Origin of the sequence: Desulfovibrio sp. X2 (genome assembly GCF_000422205.1) — a bacterium.
Classification (GTDB): Bacteria; Desulfobacterota; Desulfovibrionia; order Desulfovibrionales; family Desulfovibrionaceae; genus Alkalidesulfovibrio.
The window spans coordinates 48,238-65,389 of sequence record NZ_ATHV01000004.1; the positions used below are offsets into that span (position 1 = coordinate 48,238).

Annotated in this window: 13 protein-coding genes; 8 read left to right on the forward strand and 5 right to left on the reverse strand. The window is 69.8% G+C overall.

Annotation, left to right across the window (positions count from 1 at the left end; genetic code table 11):
* Positions 1–198: 198 nt before the first annotated feature.
* Positions 199–1,020 (forward strand): hypothetical protein, encoded by an 822-nt coding sequence (locus tag DSX2_RS01710; RefSeq protein WP_020879299.1) that lies wholly within the window; start codon positions 199–201, stop codon positions 1,018–1,020.
* Between the two features lie 59 nt (positions 1,021–1,079).
* Here DSX2_RS01710 and DSX2_RS01715 read toward each other — a convergent pair whose 3' ends face one another.
* From DSX2_RS01715 to DSX2_RS01730, 4 genes are all read right to left on the reverse strand, one after another.
* Positions 1,080–1,901 (reverse strand): AraC family transcriptional regulator, encoded by an 822-nt coding sequence (locus DSX2_RS01715; RefSeq protein WP_020879300.1) that lies wholly within the window; start codon positions 1,899–1,901, stop codon positions 1,080–1,082.
* A gap of 86 nt (positions 1,902–1,987) precedes the next feature.
* A complete protein-coding gene (locus tag DSX2_RS01720) occupies positions 1,988–2,353 on the reverse strand; it encodes a cupin domain-containing protein (RefSeq protein ID WP_152512807.1) in 366 nt (121 codons plus the stop codon).
* A gap of 311 nt (positions 2,354–2,664) precedes the next feature.
* On the reverse strand, positions 2,665–4,029 hold the full coding sequence (locus DSX2_RS01725) for a sigma-54 dependent transcriptional regulator (RefSeq protein ID WP_020879302.1): 1,365 nt from the start codon (positions 4,027–4,029) through the stop codon (positions 2,665–2,667).
* On the reverse strand, positions 4,026–5,525 hold the full coding sequence (locus DSX2_RS01730) for a sensor histidine kinase (RefSeq protein ID WP_020879303.1): 1,500 nt from the start codon (positions 5,523–5,525) through the stop codon (positions 4,026–4,028). The genes DSX2_RS01725 and DSX2_RS01730 overlap by 4 nt, the downstream gene beginning before the upstream one ends.
* 342 nt (positions 5,526–5,867) lie before the next feature.
* Here DSX2_RS01730 and DSX2_RS17895 point away from each other — a divergent pair, with 342 nt between their 5' ends.
* From DSX2_RS17895 to DSX2_RS01765, 7 genes are all read left to right on the forward strand, one after another.
* Positions 5,868–6,329 (forward strand): universal stress protein, encoded by a 462-nt coding sequence (locus DSX2_RS17895; RefSeq protein WP_020879304.1) that lies wholly within the window; start codon positions 5,868–5,870, stop codon positions 6,327–6,329.
* Positions 6,326–7,264, forward strand: coding sequence for a sulfite exporter TauE/SafE family protein (locus tag DSX2_RS01740; RefSeq protein ID WP_020879305.1), 939 nt, complete (start codon positions 6,326–6,328; stop codon positions 7,262–7,264). The genes DSX2_RS17895 and DSX2_RS01740 overlap by 4 nt, the downstream gene beginning before the upstream one ends.
* A gap of 2 nt (positions 7,265–7,266) precedes the next feature.
* On the forward strand, positions 7,267–8,031 hold the full coding sequence (locus DSX2_RS01745; protein WP_020879306.1) for a TIGR02186 family protein: 765 nt from the start codon (positions 7,267–7,269) through the stop codon (positions 8,029–8,031).
* Positions 8,032–8,035: 4 nt separating this feature from the next.
* Positions 8,036–10,639, forward strand: coding sequence for a PEP/pyruvate-binding domain-containing protein (locus DSX2_RS01750; RefSeq protein ID WP_020879307.1), 2,604 nt, complete (start codon positions 8,036–8,038; stop codon positions 10,637–10,639).
* A 64-nt stretch (positions 10,640–10,703) separates the two neighbouring features.
* Entirely contained in the window at positions 10,704–11,084 is a 381-nt protein-coding gene (locus DSX2_RS01755) for a response regulator (RefSeq protein ID WP_035040216.1), read from the forward strand.
* A gap of 54 nt (positions 11,085–11,138) precedes the next feature.
* Positions 11,139–13,733: a PEP-utilizing enzyme gene (locus DSX2_RS01760; RefSeq protein WP_020879309.1), complete on the forward strand. Its 2,595-nt coding sequence runs from the start codon at positions 11,139–11,141 to the stop codon at positions 13,731–13,733.
* On the forward strand, positions 13,730–16,450 hold the full coding sequence (locus DSX2_RS01765; protein WP_020879310.1) for a PEP/pyruvate-binding domain-containing protein: 2,721 nt from the start codon (positions 13,730–13,732) through the stop codon (positions 16,448–16,450). Before DSX2_RS01760 ends, DSX2_RS01765 begins: the two co-directional genes overlap by 4 nt.
* Here the strand turns inward: DSX2_RS01765 and DSX2_RS01770 are convergent.
* A complete protein-coding gene (locus tag DSX2_RS01770; protein ID WP_020879311.1) occupies positions 16,441–17,130 on the reverse strand; it encodes a metallophosphoesterase in 690 nt (229 codons plus the stop codon). The genes DSX2_RS01765 and DSX2_RS01770 overlap by 10 nt on opposite strands.
* Between the last annotated feature and the right edge of the window lie 22 nt (positions 17,131–17,152).

The window sequence follows — 17,152 nt, forward strand, 5'->3', positions numbered from 1 at the left end:
CAGGCAGAAAAGTCACGCCGCGTGACCAGAAACGCCGCAAGGCGCGCACGGGAACACGGCAAAAGGCGGTCTTGAGCCACAGGAGCGGCGTGCGGGCAGCGGTTGCAAGGTCCGCAAGGGGAACGCCGGGTTACGCCATCGTTCAGGGGAGTCAGGAGGACAGTACCGAAAAGGCTGTGAGCGCAGGGGGGCTGCGTCATGTATGGCATCTTCAGAAGGCTCGGGCTTGCCCGGAGCCGCAGGAACCGTACGGCGGGCGACGAGGAATCGCGCCCCAGGACCTTTTCCGCGGGAGGCATCCTGCGGACCCTCATCCAGAAACGCAGGGCGATCGACGTCATCGTCGGCGACGACGGCCCGACATTCAGGCTGCATCCCGCCTTCATCCAGGACGGCAGCGTCCTCTTCAGGCGCCATCCGCACGAAAGATTCCTTCTCGGCCGCGAGGTCATGCTCTTCTGCTCGCTGCCGGATCCGGCGGCCAGGGGCAGGACCATGTTCCTGCGTTCCGAGGCCGACATGGACGGCCAGTTCTTCAACTACCGCGGCGAGCCCCACCTCTCCTGCCTCGCGCACAGGGAGTTCGAGGAGTGGCAGCGGCGCCGCCACACGCGCTACAGGCTGGAGCCCCAGGCCGACGTCCAGCTGGACCTCTGGACCTGCCCGCGCGGCGAGGTCCCCGTCCCCAGGACCGGGCCCGAGCTCACCTGCGGCAACGGCCCGGGCCTCGCCGCCCGGGTGTGCAACATCTCGGCCTCCGGCATCGGCCTGTACATCTCCAACACCACCTGCGTGGGCACCATGTTCGAGAAGGACAGGCTTCTGCTGCGCCTGTCCGTCGGCACGAAGGTCTTCATCCTGCTCGCGGAGCCCAGATACTTCTCCAAGCGCGCAGGATTCGTCTACGTCGGGCTCGCCTTCGTCCGATCGTACCGCCTCGCCTCGGGAAAGCTCCAGGAGGACGCGGCGCCTCCCTTCACCGCCCTCGCCCTGGCGGCCAAGGCGCTCGGCACGGAGTGACCCGCCCCGGGGAGGGACAGGCAAGAAGGCGGGAATGCGCGGCCGTTCGGCCGGAGCGGTCAGCCGTGGTTTCGGCGATAGGCGCCGGGCGGGATGCCCATCAGGCGCTTGAAGGCCCGCGCGAGATGGCTCTGGTCGCTGAAACCTACGGCCAGGGCGGCCTCGGACAGGGAGGCGCCGCCGTCGAGCAGCGCGCGGGAACGGCGGATGCGCTCGCGCGTGTGGTATTCGTGCGGGGAGAGGCCCGTCGCCTGCTGGAAGACGCGCTGGAAATGGAAGGCCGAGAGACCGGCCAGGGCCGCGAGGTCGTCCAGGCGCAGGGACTCGGCGTGGTGCTCCCGGATGTATTCCGCCACGCGCTCCACGGCCGCGCCGTGACGTCCGGGCAAAACCGCGGGGATGAGGCCGGGCGCGGCATGGGCGAAAAGCGCGGCAAGAAACGACTGCAGCGCCTCCTCGCGCTCCAGCGCCTCGGCCGGACGCGTCAGCAGGCCTATCAGACGGCGGAAGGCGCGCTCCAGGGACCTGTCCGCGATCCACAGGGCCTCGAAACGGGGCGCGGCCGACGCCCGGCAATCCATTGCGGCGCACAACTCGGCCAGGCGGCCGGGCGCCAGGGCGAGCACGCTGTAGCCGTGCGGCCCCAGGGCCTCGCAGACGTGGCGCTGGCCGGGGTTCACGACGAACAGGCCGTGCTCCGGCGCGAGGAAGGAACGGTCGTGCAGGCTGATGACACGCTGTCCGGCCTCCACCGTTCCGACGCAGAAGTCGTCGTGCGCGTGCGCGGGAAAGCGGCCGGACACCCCGCGCGCGAGCACGAGGTGCACGCCCGGCAGACCGAGCGCGTCCAGGAAGCGGATGCGCGGGGTGGCCGCGGGCATGACCGGCCGTCTTCCCGAGGCACCGGCCGCGGCACCGGCCGAGGCGGCGGCAGATGCGTCGGCCGAGGCGCCGGTCGCGGCCGGGATCAGAGCAGCGCGGGGAAGAACTTGGCCAGCAGCCACAGCCCCTCCTCCCCGGCGCGCACCTCGTGGGTCTCGCCCATGGGAATGACGCACACGTTGCCGGGCGCGTAGTCCATCCGCCTGCCGAAGACCTGGACCTGTCCGCCGCCCGCCACGACCTCGTGCAGCTCCCACTGCCCCGCGTGGGTGTGCGCGTCGAGGGAACACCCGGGCGCCACGTGCACCAGGTGGCAGGAGAGTCGCCCCTCGGTCCTCTCGCCGCGCACGAGATGCTTCATGCGCACTCCGGCAAAGGAGGGATGCGGCGTCCAGGCGATGGCCGCCGCGTCCACCGTCTCCCCCTCGAACCCCATCCGTCCCCGGGCCATGCGCTCTCCCGAATGTTCCGTCCTGTCCTGCATCGCCATCTTCTCCTCCCGGCGCGCCGCGCGCGCCTGTGCGTTTCGTGATGGCTCAAAGATAAGCCATGCCCGGCGCCGGGTCTTGGACGATCTTGCGAGCCCCCTTCCCTTTCGGCACGCCCCCGCACGCCCAGGCCTCCTCCCCCCCGATCGCCCGGCGCAGCGCAAGCGAAACGGGTCCAGGCTCAGCCTGGCGCGGGAGAGTCCAGAGAGGGGCGCGCAGCCCCTCTCTGGCCGCCGGAGGCATCTTCTCCCTCTCCCCTCTCTCCCCTTCTCGTCTAGTCGATCCCGTAGGCCTTGAGCTTGCGCCACAGGGTGGTGCGGGGGATGTCGAGGATCTGGGCGGCGAGGCCCTTGTTGTAGCCGGTCTTTTCCAGGACCGTGGCGATGTAGCGGCGTTCGACCTCGTCGAGGCTCGGCAGGGCCTCGCCGTCGAGCGTGTCGAACTCCAGCTGCTGCAGGTCCTGGGGCAGGTCCTGGGGCCTGATCTGGTCGCAGTCGGTGAGGGCCACGGCGCGCTCGACGATGTTCTCGAGCTCGCGCACGTTGCCGGGGTAGCTGTAGTTCTGGAGGATGTGCAGGGCCTGGGGGTGGATGGCGGCCACGGGCTTCCTAAAGGAGAGGCTGTACTTCTCCATGAAGTGGCGCACGAGCAGCGGGATGTCCTCGCGCCGGTCGGAGAGCGGCGGGATGACCATGTTGACCACGTTCAGGCGGAAGTAGAGGTCCTCGCGGAAGGCGCCCGCCGCGATCTCGTTCTTGAGGTCCTTGTTGGTGGCGGCGATGACGCGGATGTCGAGGTCGATGGGCTTGGTGCCGCCCACGCGCAGGATGCGCCGCTCCTGGATGACGTGCAGCAGCTTGACCTGCATGGAGAGCGGCATCTCGCCGATCTCGTCGAGGAAGACGGTGCCGCCGTTGGCGGATTCGAGCAGGCCGATCTTGGTGGCCGCGGCGCCGGTGAAGGCGCCCTTCTCGTAGCCGAAGAGCTCGCTGCTGATGAGCTCCTCGGTGAAGCCGCCGCAGTTGAAGGCCACGAAGGCGTGGTCCTTGCGGCCGCTCAGCTTGTGGATGGCGCGGGCCACCAGGGCCTTGCCCGTGCCGCTGGCGCCCTGGATGAGCACGTTGCAGTCCACGGGCGCTATCTTCCTGATGAGCGAGAAGAGGCGCTGCACCACCGGGCTCGTGCCCACGATGGTGCCCATGCCGCCGTCCTTCAGCGCCTCGCGCAGGCGGGCGTTCTCCTGGCGCATGGCGATCTTCTCGATCGCGCCCTGGACCAGGGCGCGGATCTCGGCCAGCTTCACGGGCTTGGTCACGTAGTGGAACGCGCCGTCGCGCATGGCCTCGATGGCGGTGTCGATGGCGCCGTGGCCGGTGATGATGATGACCTCGGTGTCGTTGTGCTCGGCCTTGATCTGGGGCAGCAGCTCGATGCCGGTGATGTCGGGCAGGCGCAGGTCGGAGAGGACCACGTCGAAGGGCCGGGCGCGCATGCGTTCCATGAAGGCCTTGCCCGTGGTGAAGGCCTCGACGTCGAAGCCGTCGCGGCCGAAGGCGCGGCTGAGGCTCCTGCACACGGGTATCTCGTCGTCGACCACGGCGATGCGTGCCGGGACCGTGGTCAGCAATTCTTCAGTCATTCCGACTCCTCGGGCGGGGCTTTGGGCAGGTAGACCTTGAAGGTGCTGCCCTTGCCCGGTTCGCTTTCGACCTCGATGCGGCCACCGTGCCGCTTGACGATGGAATAGGTCACGGCAAGGCCGAGGCCCGTGCCGCGTCCGACCTCCTTGGTGGTGTAGAAGGGTTCGAAGATGTGTTCAAGCACTTCGGCGGCGATGCCCTGGCCGGTGTCGCGCACGTCGAAGCGCACGTGGCCGTCTCCGGCGTCCCGGGCCGAGAAGTCGATGGCCCCGCCCGAGGGCGTGGCCTGCATGGCGTTCAGGAGCAGGTTCATGAAGACCTGCTGGAGGTTGCGCATGTTGCCGCGGACCCTGGGCAGGTCCTCGGGCACGTCAAGCGAGAGGGTGACGCCGGAGAGCATGACCTGGTTCTTGACGAGGTTGGCGGTGCTGCGGGCCACGTTGATCGGCGCGAGGTTCATGAAGGCGGGCTTCTCGGTGCGCGAGAAGTCGAGGAGGTTGCGCACGATGTCGCCCGCGCGCTCCGCCTGGACCACGATGTCGCCTGCGAGCTCGCGGCCGTCCTCGTCCAGCGTCTCGCCGTGCTCCTCGAGGAGAGTCTCGGCGGTGAGCGAGATGTTGTTGATGGGGTTGTTGAGCTCGTGGGCGATGCCCGCGGTGAAGGTGCCAAGCGCGGCGATCTTGCGCGCCTGCAGCAGGTCCTCCTGGTTGGCCTCCAGCTCGTGGGCCATGCGGTTGAAGGCCTCGATGAGCCCGGCCACCTCGCCGATGCGGTGGGCGTCGTAGACGATGGGGCTGAAGTCGCCGCGCGCCACGCGCGCCGTGGTCAGGCGGATGACCGCGAGCGGGCGCAGAAGCCCCTGGGAGACGAGCTTGATGACCAGGATCATGAGAAAGATGAAGACGGCCAGGAAGGCGAAGGGCAGGAGCGAGGTGCGCACGATGGTCTCGTGGATGCGCTCGCGCTTGTAGGTCAGGAAGTGCATGGCCTGGTCGAGGAGGTCCTTGCCCTGAGCGCGGATCTCGTCGCGGCTCTTGGAGCCCGCGGGCGCGAGCGAGGTCATGGTCTCCTCGTAGGCGGCGAGCGAGGCGGCGAAGCGGGCCATGGCCTCCTTGCCGAAGACGTCCGCGATGTCCGGCGTGAGCTCGGCGACCACGGCGTCGATGCGGCGCAGGTAGTCGCCGCTCTCCTCCAGGTTGCCGGGATCGCCGTAGAGCAGGAAGTTCTTCTCGAAGCGCCGGACCTCGAGGATGTCGTTGACCATGTCGTCGTAGCGCTCGCCGAGGAGCAGGCGGTTCTTGACCGTGGTCAGGCTCCAGAGGTTCAGCGCGGTGAGCGCGCTCACGGAGAGGAAGGTCAGGGCGAAGACGATGAGGAACTGCCCCTTGATGGAGCCGTAGAGGCTCCAGGCGCCGCGGCGCTTCCCGGCCTCGCCCGGCGCGGCGCTGCCCGCCTGGTGTCCCTGTTGCGTGCTGCCGTGGTTGAAGATGGACACGTCGCCTCCCCTGTCTGCCGGACTGCTGCGCGGCCGTCGGCGGTTCACCTTTTCGCGGCGCCGTGCGGGCGCCGCGCCTCTCCCCAGCCTCTGCGCCGGGGCAGCAATCTTCGTTCCAGACCGTCCGATCGCGAAAAAACGCGGATTCGGACCAATTTATTCGGCAATTCTATGTTTCAACTTGAGACATGATCGCACACGTGAAAAGCGTGTCAATTTCAATCTGAAACAATGGAGCCTGTTTTTCGCCCGTCGGAAACAGACTAACCAAACAATTAAAGCATATTACAAGAATGGCACCTTCATTGCTCCTTTCAGGGCAGAGATCACTACGAGGCGATGATGGAACGCATACTGGTCCCCATGGATGAACGACACGGCGCTTTCGAGGCGCTGTCGCACGCCATCTTCCTGTCCGGCCGCATAGCCGCGAAAATCTATGTGCTGCTGGTCCTGGCCCTTGCGGGGCCGGACTCTCCGGCGGCCGCAGCCTCCGCTCTCCCGGGCGACCCGGCAGGTCCCGGGGCCATCCGCAAGCGTCTCGAATCCCAGATTGAAACGGCCAAGGCCGAAGGTGCACAGATCGACTACTTCGTAACGGAGGGTGTCTATGCTGAAGAGGTAATCCGTTTCATCGAACACAACAGGATAACCCTCCTGATCGCGGAAGGGTCCGAAGGCAGCGACGGCCGTGCCGATCGCGATGCCGCGGCCTTGCGCAAGATACTGCACCGCGTTTCCTGCAGGGTCGAGATCGTCACCCCTCGAAAAACCGGACAAGGTTCGGCAAGGGAGTCAACATGAGTCTACCTCTCCATCTCTACCTGCCCATCGCCGGGAACAGCGTCAACGTGCTCTCGATTCTCGGCCTGGGCGGAGCCGTGGGCCTGCTCTCGGGCATCTTCGGCGTCGGCGGCGGTTTTCTGATGACGCCTCTGCTCATCATGCTGGGCATTCCGCCCACCGTGGCCGCGGCCTCGGACTCCAACCAGATCGTGGGCGCCTCCACCTCGGGCACCCTGGCCCACTTCCGCCTCGGCAACGTGGACTTCAAGATGGGCATCCTGCTCCTCGTGGGCGGCGTCTTCGGCGGCACCATCGGCGTGCAGATCATCAAGATCCTGCGCCAGCTCGGCAACGCCGACTTCCTGATCAACATCACCTACGTGCTCATGCTCGGCATCGTGGGCGGCTACATGTTCGTGGAAAGCCTGCAGTCCATGCGCAAGGACAAGGCAGGCGCCCAGAGCGCGCCCAAGCCCAAGAAGAAGTCCGCCTTCGGCGCCATGCTCCAGGCCCTGCCCTTCCAGATGGACTTCGTGCGCTCCGGCGTGCGCATCTCGGCCATCATCCCGTTCATCCTCGGCACCCTGGTCGGCATCCTCTCCGCGATCATGGGCGTGGGCGGCGGCTTCATCATGGTCCCGGTCATGGTCTACCTGCTGCGCATGCCCATGCACGTCGTGGTGGGCACGAGCCTGTTCCAGATCCTCTTCACCTGCATCAACGTGACCATCATGCAGTCCATGGAGAACCACACCGTGGACTTCGTCCTGGCCCTGCTCCTGCTCATCGGCTCGGCCATCGGCGCCCAGGTCGGCACCAAGATCGGCCGCAAGCTCAAGGGCGACCAGCTGAAGATCCTGCTCGCGAGTCTCGTGCTCGTGGTCATGGGCAAGATGCTCTACCAACTCCTGGCCAGGCCTGATATTCTGCTCGCCTACGTGGGAGGACACTAGCCATGCAGCGGACATCTCACAACATCGCCATCCTCGCGGCGCTCTGCGCCCTGCTGCTCGCCGCCGTCCCGGCCTTTGCCGACGGCGCGGCCACGCTGACGCTCGCTCCCGCCCAGATCGACATCGGCACGACCTACAACGGCATGCCCCTGCACGTCGAGGGCACCATCCCGGCCGGCTGCCAGGCCGTGATCCGCTTCCTGGGAGAGCCCAAGGACGTGCACATGAAGGCCAAGGGCAAGATCTTCGGCCTCCTGTGGATGAACCTCGACTCCCTGACCTTCACCGACGTGCCGAGCGTCTTCCTGGCCCAGTCCTCCACGGAGTTCGGCCAGCTCGGCGCCGCGGGCGACAGCCTGGGGCTTGACGGCCTGAAGGCCTCCATCGGGGTGCACGGCGGCAACGAGGGCGCCAAGTCCCTGATCGGCGACCTCCTGCACATGAAGCGCACGGAGAAGCTCTACCGCCAGACCGAGGGCGACGTGACCCTGACCCCGGCCGACGGAAGCCAGACCTTCGCGGCGGACATCGCCCTGCCCTCGCGCCTCGCCCCGGGCACCTACACGGTCGAGGTCCACGCCGTGTGCGACGGCAAGGTCGCGGCCAGCGCGCGCCAGGAGATCACGGCCAAGCTCGTGGGAGCGCCCGAGTTCCTGGCCCGCATGGCCTTCTCCCAGGGGTTGCTCTACGGCGTCCTGGCGGTCATAATCGCCCTCCTGAGCGGCCTGGCCATCGGCCTGGTCTTCCAGAGCAAGGGAGCCCACTAGCAGTATGGTTTCGCTTTCCGGTCTATTGGACGTGCTCGCCTTCTGGCGGCGCCGCAAGGCTCCTCTCCACTTCGGGGTGCTCTTCAAGACGTTCCGTACCATTTTGGAACGCAACAACCGCATCCTGGAGCAGATGGGGGACATGGGCGACAAGCTGGGGGGCGAGTACGTCTTCGACCGGCAGTACATCGTCTCCGCCTGCGAGACCCTGGGCGACCAGGTCTTCAAGCTCATCTCGGACCTGAGCGTGCTGGCGCGCAACAAGAACGACGGCCTCTTCGCCGTGTTCGCGAACATCCAGCACGAGATCCACGAGGAGCTCGCCGGGCGCCACGCCATGCCCGAGGTCAGCCTGGTCCTCGACCTGGACAAGCTGAGCTCGGACCTCTTCGAGTCCGCGGGCAACAAGCTGGCCGTGCTCGGCGACGTGCGCAACGTGCTCGGCATGGAGACCCCGGACGGCTTCGTGGTCACGGCCAAGGCCTTCATGGACTTCATGGCGCAAAACGGCCTGCCCGAGCTCATCGAGACGCGGCTGAAGGCCTGGGACGGCGAGGACGAGGCGGTCTTCTCCGAGCTCTGCCACGACGTGCGCGAGCAGATCCTGGGCGGCAAGATCCCAAAGCCCCTGCGCAACGCGGTCAACGCCGCCCTGGACAAGCTCGCGCGGCGCAACGGCCGGGGCGAGCTGCACATGGCCCTGCGCAGCAGCGCCTGGGGCGAGGACTCGGAATCGAGCTTCGCCGGGCAGTACGAGACCGTGCTGAACGTCACCCCCGACAATTTCTTCACCGCCTACCGCACGGTGCTGGCCAGCGCCTATTCCGAGATGGCCTGGCGCTACCGGCTGCACCGCGGCTACCGCGAGCACGAGATGGTCATGCCCGTGGGCTGCCAGCTCATGGTCGAGGCCGCGGTCAGCGGCGGGCTCTACACCCTGGCCCCGGTGGGCCAGGAGCGCGAGGTCATGGTCGTGAACGCGGCCTGGGGCCTGGGCGCGCCCGTGGTGGACGGCACCGGCGAGGCCGACACCTTCATCCTCGGCCGCAGCTCGCCCTATCCCGTGCACTCAGCGGAGATCGCGCACAAGGCCAAGGCCATGATCCTGTCTTCCGCGAGCGGCACCGCCTACGAGGACGTGCCCGAGGCGCGCCGGGACGTGCAGAGCCTCACTCCCGAGCAGCTCGAACGCCTGGCCCAGGCGGCCATGACCCTCGAGCGCTTCTACAAGCGTCCCCAGGACGTGGAGTGGGCCTTCACCCGCGACGGAACGCTCAACATCCTGCAGTCCAGGCCGCTCAACATGCGCTCCAGGCTGCCGGAGTTCGCGCCCTGTCCGGAGGAGGCCACGCGCGACGCGGAGGTCGTGTTCCAGGGCCGGGGCACGGTGGTGCAGCGGGGCGTGGCCGTGGGCCGGGTCTTCGTCGTGCACGGCCACGAGGACCTGGACGAGTTCCCCTACGGCGCCATCCTCGTCTCGCGCTACACCTCGCCGCGCTTCGCCAAGGTCATGCGCAAGGCCCAGGGCATCATCACCGACGTGGGCTCGCCCACCGGCCACATGGCGACCATCGCGCGCGAGTACCGCGTGCCCACGGTGGTCGGCACGGGCATGGCCACCAAGCTTTTGAAGACCGGCGAGGAGATCACCCTGGACGCCTCGACCAACGCGGTCTACCGCGGGGCGCTGGGCGAGCTGTGCCGCTACGAGCTGACCGAGGTGGACGTCTTCGAGGACGCCTACGAGTACCGGCTGCTCCGGCGCGTGCTGCGGCGCATCACCCCGCTGCACCTGCACGACCCGCACGCCGCGAGCTTCAACCCGGCGGAGTGCCGCACCTACCACGACATCACCCGCTTCGTGCACGAGCGCTCCGTGGAGGAGCTGATCGGACTCTCCGAGCGGGGCGAAAACTTCTCCGACGCCACGCCGCGCCACCTGGTCACCAAGCTGCCGCTCGGCCTCACGGTCATCGACATCGAGGACGGCCTCGCGCCGCTCGATCCCGAGGCCGACGCCACGAGCGAGGACGTGACCTCCATCCCCCTGCGCGCCCTGCTGGAGGGGCTGACCGCCTCGGACATGTGGTCCACCGAGCCCGCGCCCGTGGATCTGAAGAGCTTCATGTCCAGCTTCACGCGCACCACCGCGGCGGCCGCGGCCACGGACCGCTCGGAGCGCAACCTGGCCGTGGTCTCGCGCTCCTACATGAACCTGAACCTGCGCCTCGGCTACCACTTCACGCTCATAGACGCCTTCATCACCCCGGAGATCAACGACAACTACATCTATTTCCGCTTCCTGGGCGGGGTCACGGACATGGCCCGCCGCTCGCGCCGCGCCAAATGCATCGGCGATATCCTGGAATCCACCGATTTTCGGGTGGAAGTCCGCGGCGACCTGGTGGTAGGACGGGTGAAGAAGCTCGCCAAGAAGCGTATGGTGGAGCGCATGATGCTGCTCGGGGGGCTCATCGGCTACACCCGGCAGCTGGACGTGCACATGGACTGCGACGAAGACATCACCCGCCACGCGGCGTGTTTTTGCGAGCGCATAGAGGCCCTTTTGGAGGAGCACCGTGAGCGGAGAGAATGGCGGACAGGTTAACGGCGGCCAGGACGGCGGCCAGAACGTCAGGACGGAGAGGCAGCCCCAGGGCCGCACCCGCGTCCTGATCCTCGACGACGAGCCCATCGTCTGCAAGCGGCTGAAACCCGCGTTCCAGAAGGCAGGCTACGACGTGGAGACCTTCACCGACAGCGGCGCGGCGCTCGCCCGCGTCGAGGAGGCCCCCTTCGACATCGTGATCACCGACCTCAAGATGGAGGGCACGGACGGCCTCGAGTTCCTGAAAAGGGTCAAGGCCCGTCGCCCCGAGACCGGCGTGATCGTCATCACCGGCTTCGCCACCCTGGAGACGGCCCGCGAATCGTTCCGCGAGGGTGCCTTCGACTTCGTGGCCAAGCCCTTCAAACTCAAGGACATCCTGGACACCGTCGCGCGTATGCAGCAGGGCGCGTCCAAAGGCACCGCGACCGGGGCGGGCTCCTAGACACCGGCTCCAGGCCCGGACGCCCCGACGGGCCGCAACCCCACGGCGAGAACCATGCGCAGCACTTCCCGCCCGTCCTCCGGCCGCACTCCCGGCCAGCCCGGAACCCCCTCCGGCAGCCCAGGGGCGCCACACGGCGCCGAGGCGCTGCGCGCGCTCTTCGCCAAGTTCCGGCGCATCCTCGAACTCAACAACCGCGTCCTCGAGATGATGGCCGAGATGGAGCGGGCGCTCGGCGGCGAGTACATCTTCGACTCCGCCTTCCTGCGCTCGGCCGTGGCCGAGATGTCCGGACACGTGCACCAGGTGGCCTACTGCCTGAACGTGCTCTCGGGCAACCGCCACGTGGCCCTCTACGACCGCTACGAGGCCATCCGCAACATCCTGGACGACCTGCTCGAAGGCGGCCCCGGCCCGGGGCTTGCGGGCGGCAGGCAGCTCGTCCTGCCCGGCGCCGAGGTGCGCTGGGAGGTGGAGCCCCTGGTGGGACAGGCCGCCGCGGCCCTGGCCGAGACGGCGCGGGCCGGGGAGATCGGGCTTTTGGACTGCTTCTTCGTCAGCGCCGCGGGCATCGCCGCCTGGCGGGAAGCGGGCGGATCGCCCGACGAATTGCCGCCCGCCCTGGCCGAGGCCGTGCGCGAGGAGCTTGCGAACCTCTTCCGCCGCCTGGGCGGGCCGCGCCGCCTGGTGCTGGAGGCCCTGCCCCACGCGGCCGCCGAGGCCACGCCACGCGCGCAGGCGCGCGGGGCCGGGCCGGACGCGGACGAGGTGCTGCGCGCCGTGGCCGCCCTGCTCGCCGAGGCCGATGCCGTGTCGAAAAAGGTTGCGGCCGCGGGCGGAGACGAGAACGAAGCCGCGGCCGCGAGCCCGGCCTGCGTGCGCCTGCGCGAGGACCTCGCGGCCAGGGCCGCGGGCAGCATCCTGGCCATGCCCCGCGAGGCCGAGCTGCCCGGCACCATGCTCGTCACGGCGCGGTGCGAGGCCATGGGTCCCGGCGAGGACCGCTATTTCCTGCGCCGCGTGCCGCCGCACGAGCTGGTGCGCTCGGAGCAGGCCGCTGCGGCGGACCTCGGCGGCAAGAACGGCGGCCCGGCCTGCGCGCCGGGCAAGGACGCCGCCCTTGCCCCGGGAGCGCGCGGGCTCAGACGCGGCTCGGCCATTCTCGCGCCCGGCGCGCTGACCGGCCTGGCCTCGGCCGCCCGGACGCTGGAGAACGCCCTGGGCGGACCTCCGGCGCTCACCTGGGCCATGGACCAAGGAGGCCGCCTGCTGGCCCTGGACGTGTCCGTGTGCACGCCCCCGCCCGAGAGCGTTCGCGTCGCCGGGCTGGACCGCATCCTGGCCGGAGCGGAACGAATCCTTTCCGGCGGGGCCACGGTGCAGTCCGGCGTGGCCGCGGGCCGCGTGGTCCACGTGGACGAGCACACCGATCCTTCCGCCCTGCCCCCGGGCGCGGTGCTCGTGGCCCGGGCCGCGGCGCCGTCGCTGAGCCCGCTCCTGCGCCGGGCCGCGGCCGTGGTCACGGAGATGGGCTCGGCCACCGGCCACCTGGCGACCATCGCGCGCGAATGCCGCCTGCCCGCCGTCTTCGGCCTGCAGGACGCGCGCGCCCGGCTGCCCGAGGACACGGAGGTGACCGTGGACGCCGGGGCGGGCGTGGTCTACCGGGGCGTCATCGAGCCGTTGCTCGATTTCCAGGCCTCGGCCCCGGAGTTCGGCCCCACGGACCCGGAATACCTGACGCTCAGGCGCCTTCTGCGCTTCATCCGGCCGCTCTCCATAAGCCATCCCTCGGACGAGGGGTTCGCGGCCGCCAACTGCCGGACGTTTCACGACATCATCCATTTCTGCCACGAGCAGGCCATGGAGGAACTGCTGGAGCTCTCGGCCCGCCACCCGGACCTGGAGCAGGCCGCGACCCGGCCCCTCGAGCTGCCCGTGCCGCTGGACCTCTTCGTCCTGGACCTGGGCGGCGGCGTGGCGCCGGAGGCCGGGCAGCGCCTCGGCCCCGAGGACCTGACCTCCCGCCCGCTGCGCGCCCTGCTGCGCGGCCTCGCCAGCCCCTCGGCCTGGGACAACGCGCCCATGGCGCTGCACCTGGGCGACGTCTTCGCCGGGCTCGGCCGCAGCACGGCCGCCCTGGACGCGCCGGGCCAGGGCTATTCCGGCCGCAATCTGGCCGTGGCCGCGCGCACCTACTGCAACGTCAGCCTGCGCATGGGCTACCATTTCAACGTCATCGACAGCTGGCTCGGCGACACGCCCGGCCAGAACTACGTCTACTACCGCTTCGTGGGCGGCTTCGCGGACGAGGCCCGGCGCGGGCGCCGCGCCGAGCTCGTGCGCCGCGCCCTCTCGCGCCTGGGCTTCCGCGTCGAGGTGCGCGGCGACCTGGTCACGGCCAGACTGCGCATGGGCGAGCGCGAGGAGATCGAGCTGACGCTCTCGCGCCTGGGCGAGCTGACCGGCTTCACCCGACAGCTCGACCTGGCCATGGGCTCCGAGGAGGACGTGGCCGCGCTCGAGGCGCGTTTCGCCGAGATCGGGGCCGACAATGGGAACGGCAACGGGACCGACAGCGGGGTCGGGCCGAAAACCGGAGATGAAGAACAGAGCACACCAACCCCGGACGGGGGAGGCGACGCATGACCGGACTCTTCGGCCGCATCGCGGCCTGGCTGCGCGAGAAGCGCGAGGCGCGCGCACGCGGGGCGCTCGATGCCCTGAAGGCCCGCTACCACACCTTCCGCGTGCTCCTGGCCAACAACGAGCGCGCCCTTTCCCTCATCTGCGCCCTGGACGCGGAGCTGCGCGGCGGCGACTTCCACGGCTCCGCCTGCGGCGGATCGGAGGAGAGCACCGCGGCCAAGATCGAGGACCTCATCGGCGTGACCTACGAGCTGTCCGAGGGGCTGAACCTTCTGACCTACGACGCGCACGGCGGGCTCTTCACGGTGCACGCGCGGCTGGCCGCGGACATCCGCGAGCTGACCTCGCACCTGGACGAGCTGCGCGAGGAGACGCCGCTCTCCCTGCCGCTCTCGGCCCCGGAGGCCGCCTCCGAGCGCCTGGCCGGGGGCAAGGCGGCCTCCCTGGCGCGGCTTGCGCGCGCGGGCCTTCCCGTGCCGCAGGGCTTCGTCATGACCACGGAGGCGGGCCGCCTCTTCCTGCGCGAGTCGGGCCTGGACATGGCCGTGCGCCGCCGCCTGCGCGAGGCCCAGTCCGGCCGCAAGAGCCTCGAGCAGGCCATGGCCGCGCTCGAGGAAGACATCATGGCCGCGCCCCTGCCGCCCGCCGTGGCCAAGGCCCTGCACGAGGGCTTCGCGGCCTGCGTGGACGAAAGGACGCCCGGCGCGGGCATCTCCGCGCGCAGCAGCGCCCGGGTGGAGGACAGGCCGGGCCAGTCCTTCGCCGGACAGTTTCTGAGCATCCTGAACGTGACCTCGCCCGCGGCCCTGGAAGAGGCCTACCGCCGCGTGCTGGCCGGAAACTTCGCGCCGCGCGCCGTGAGCTACCGCCTGCAGGCCGGGCTGCCCGCGCAGGACGCGGGCATGGCCGTGCTCTGCCAGCGCATGGTCCCGGCCCGGACCGCGGGCGTGCTCTACACCCTGGACCCGTCCGCCCCGCCGTCCAAGGACGCGGCCGCGGACGGCCACATGCTGCTGAGCGCCGCGCCGGGCCTGGGCACCCAGGTGGTGGACGGCTCGGGCGCGGTGGACACCTACCGCCCGCCGCGCGGCCAGGGTGTCGCCGGACCGAGCGTGATCGGAGCCAAGGGCATGCGCGTGGTGGCCGCAAACGGCGGCGGTCTGCGCGAGGAGGACGTGGCCGGGGAGGAACGCGACGCGCCCCTCCTCGACCAGGACGCCATCGAGCGGCTGGCCGCGCTCGGCCGCTTCATCGAGAGCCTGGCCGGGACGCCGCAGGACATCGAGTGGGCCATGGACGGCGAGGGCGTGATCCACGTCCTGCAGTCGCGCGCCGTGCCCCTGCCCCAGGCCGGGCGACGCATGGCCGAGGAGCTTTCCGGGCACGTGCTGCACCAGGGCGGCGTGACCGCCGCGCCGGGCCGGGCCGTGGGCCGCGCGCGCGTGCTGCACTCCGCGCAGGACATCGCCGCGGCCGAGCAGGAAGGAAACGGCGCCAAGGCCGCGCCCCTGGTGCTGGTCATGCGCCAGAGCCTGGTGGACGCGGCACGCCTGCTGCCGCGCGCGGCCGCGGTGGTGGTCGAGTTCGGCAACCCCACGGACCACCTCTCCTGCGTTGCGCGCGAGGCGGGCGTGCCCATGCTCACGGGCGCCACGGGCGCCGAGGCCGCGGTGGCGGACGGCGCCTGGGTGGTGGTGGACGCGGACAGGGGCGAGGTTTTGGCCGTGCCGCCCGAGGCCCTGCCGGGCCTGGCAGAGCTTGCGCCAAGGCGCCCCGCCCCGGCCGCGCCCGAGCTTGGCCACGCGCCCTCGCCCGAGCTCGCCAGGCTGCGCGACCTCGTGGAGCCGCTGCACCTGACCGACGCCTACGGACCGACCTTCAGCATCCGCGAGTGCGCCTCGCTGCACGACATCGTGCGCTACTGCCACGAGAAGGCGGTGCTGGCCATGTTCGAGGCGGGCGACGAGACGCTGGAGGAGGCCTCCTCCCTGGTGCGCAGGCTGGACGAGGACGTGCCGCTGCATTTCCTGCTCATAGACCTCGGCGGCGGGCTTGCGCCGGGCCACGGCAAGCTGCGCGTGCGCATGCGCGACGTGCTCTGCGCGCCGCTCCTGGCGCTGTGCGAGGGCATGGACACGCCGGGGCTGCGCTGGCGCGTGCCGCCGCCCACGGGCTCGGTCTCCGGCCTCTTCGTCAAGGGGCTGACCGACAAGCGCGGCCCGCGTCCCCTGGGCGAGTTCAACTACGCCATGATCTCGCGGGACTACCTGAACCTCAACGCACGGGTGGAGTTCCACTTCGCGATGATCGACACGGTCTGCGGCCGCAACCCGCGCGAGAACTACGTGCGCTTCCGCTTCAAGGGCGGCGGCGGGGAGATGGCGCAGCGCGAGCGCCGCGCGCGCTCTGTGGCCTTCGTGCTCGAGGCCTACGACTTCCTGGCCGACTTCGAGGGCGATCTGGTCACCGGGTCGCTGCACGACGTGCCCGCCGAAACCATCCGCGAGCGGCTGATCATGCTCGGCCGCCTGCTCGGCTTCACCCGCCTGCTGGACGCGGCCATGACCGGGGACGACATGCCCGGCCGCCTGGCCCAGGCGTTCCTGGACGGCGACTACGGGCTGCGCTGCCTGGAGGAAGGCACCTGCCGGGCGCCCATAGGCGACGGCGGGGAGAAGCCCGCCAAGGAAACGGAGACGCCGCGCGCTCAGGCGTGATGGAAGCGCAGCCCCGGCACGCCCGCGGGTCCCGAGGCGGACAGCTCCACGGCGGTCAGGAGGTTGCCGTGGCAGGCGCCGGTGTCGATGCCCACGAGCCCTTCGGCCACGAAGGGCGTCTCGAACGAGGTATGGCCGAAGACGACGAGCTCGGCCGTCTCGCCCTCCGCCTCCTCCTCCAGGCTCCTGATGAGCCCCGGCCGCACCGCGAGGCTGGCCTCGAGCTCGCCCGGGGTGCTCGCGCCCTCGCGCAGGGCCACGCCCGCGTGGGCGAAGAGGAAGCGCCCGTGCCGCCAGTGCGGCAGGAGCGAGCGCAGGAAGTCCAGATGGTCGGGCGGCAGGAAGGAGAGATCGCCCAGGGAGCGCATGGTCTTCCTGCCGTAGCTCGTGAGGGTCTGCTCCACGCCCAGGGTACGCAGCACGCGCAGGTACTCCACGTCGCCGGTCTCGGCGTAGCGCAGCAGGGCCTGCTCGTGGTTGCCCATGAGGAAGACCGCGCCCGGGCACTCCTCGCGCACGGCGAGCAGCCGCTCGAGGACCAGGCGCGTGTCCGGCCCCCGGTTGATGTAGTCGCCCAGGAAGACCAGGGTGTCGCGCTCCGGCACGAACGGCAGGCGGTCGAGCAGCCGCTCGAGCTTGTCCGAGCAGCCGTGTATGTCGCCCACGGCGAAGATGCTCATGCTGGTTTCCGTCCTCTTCCGT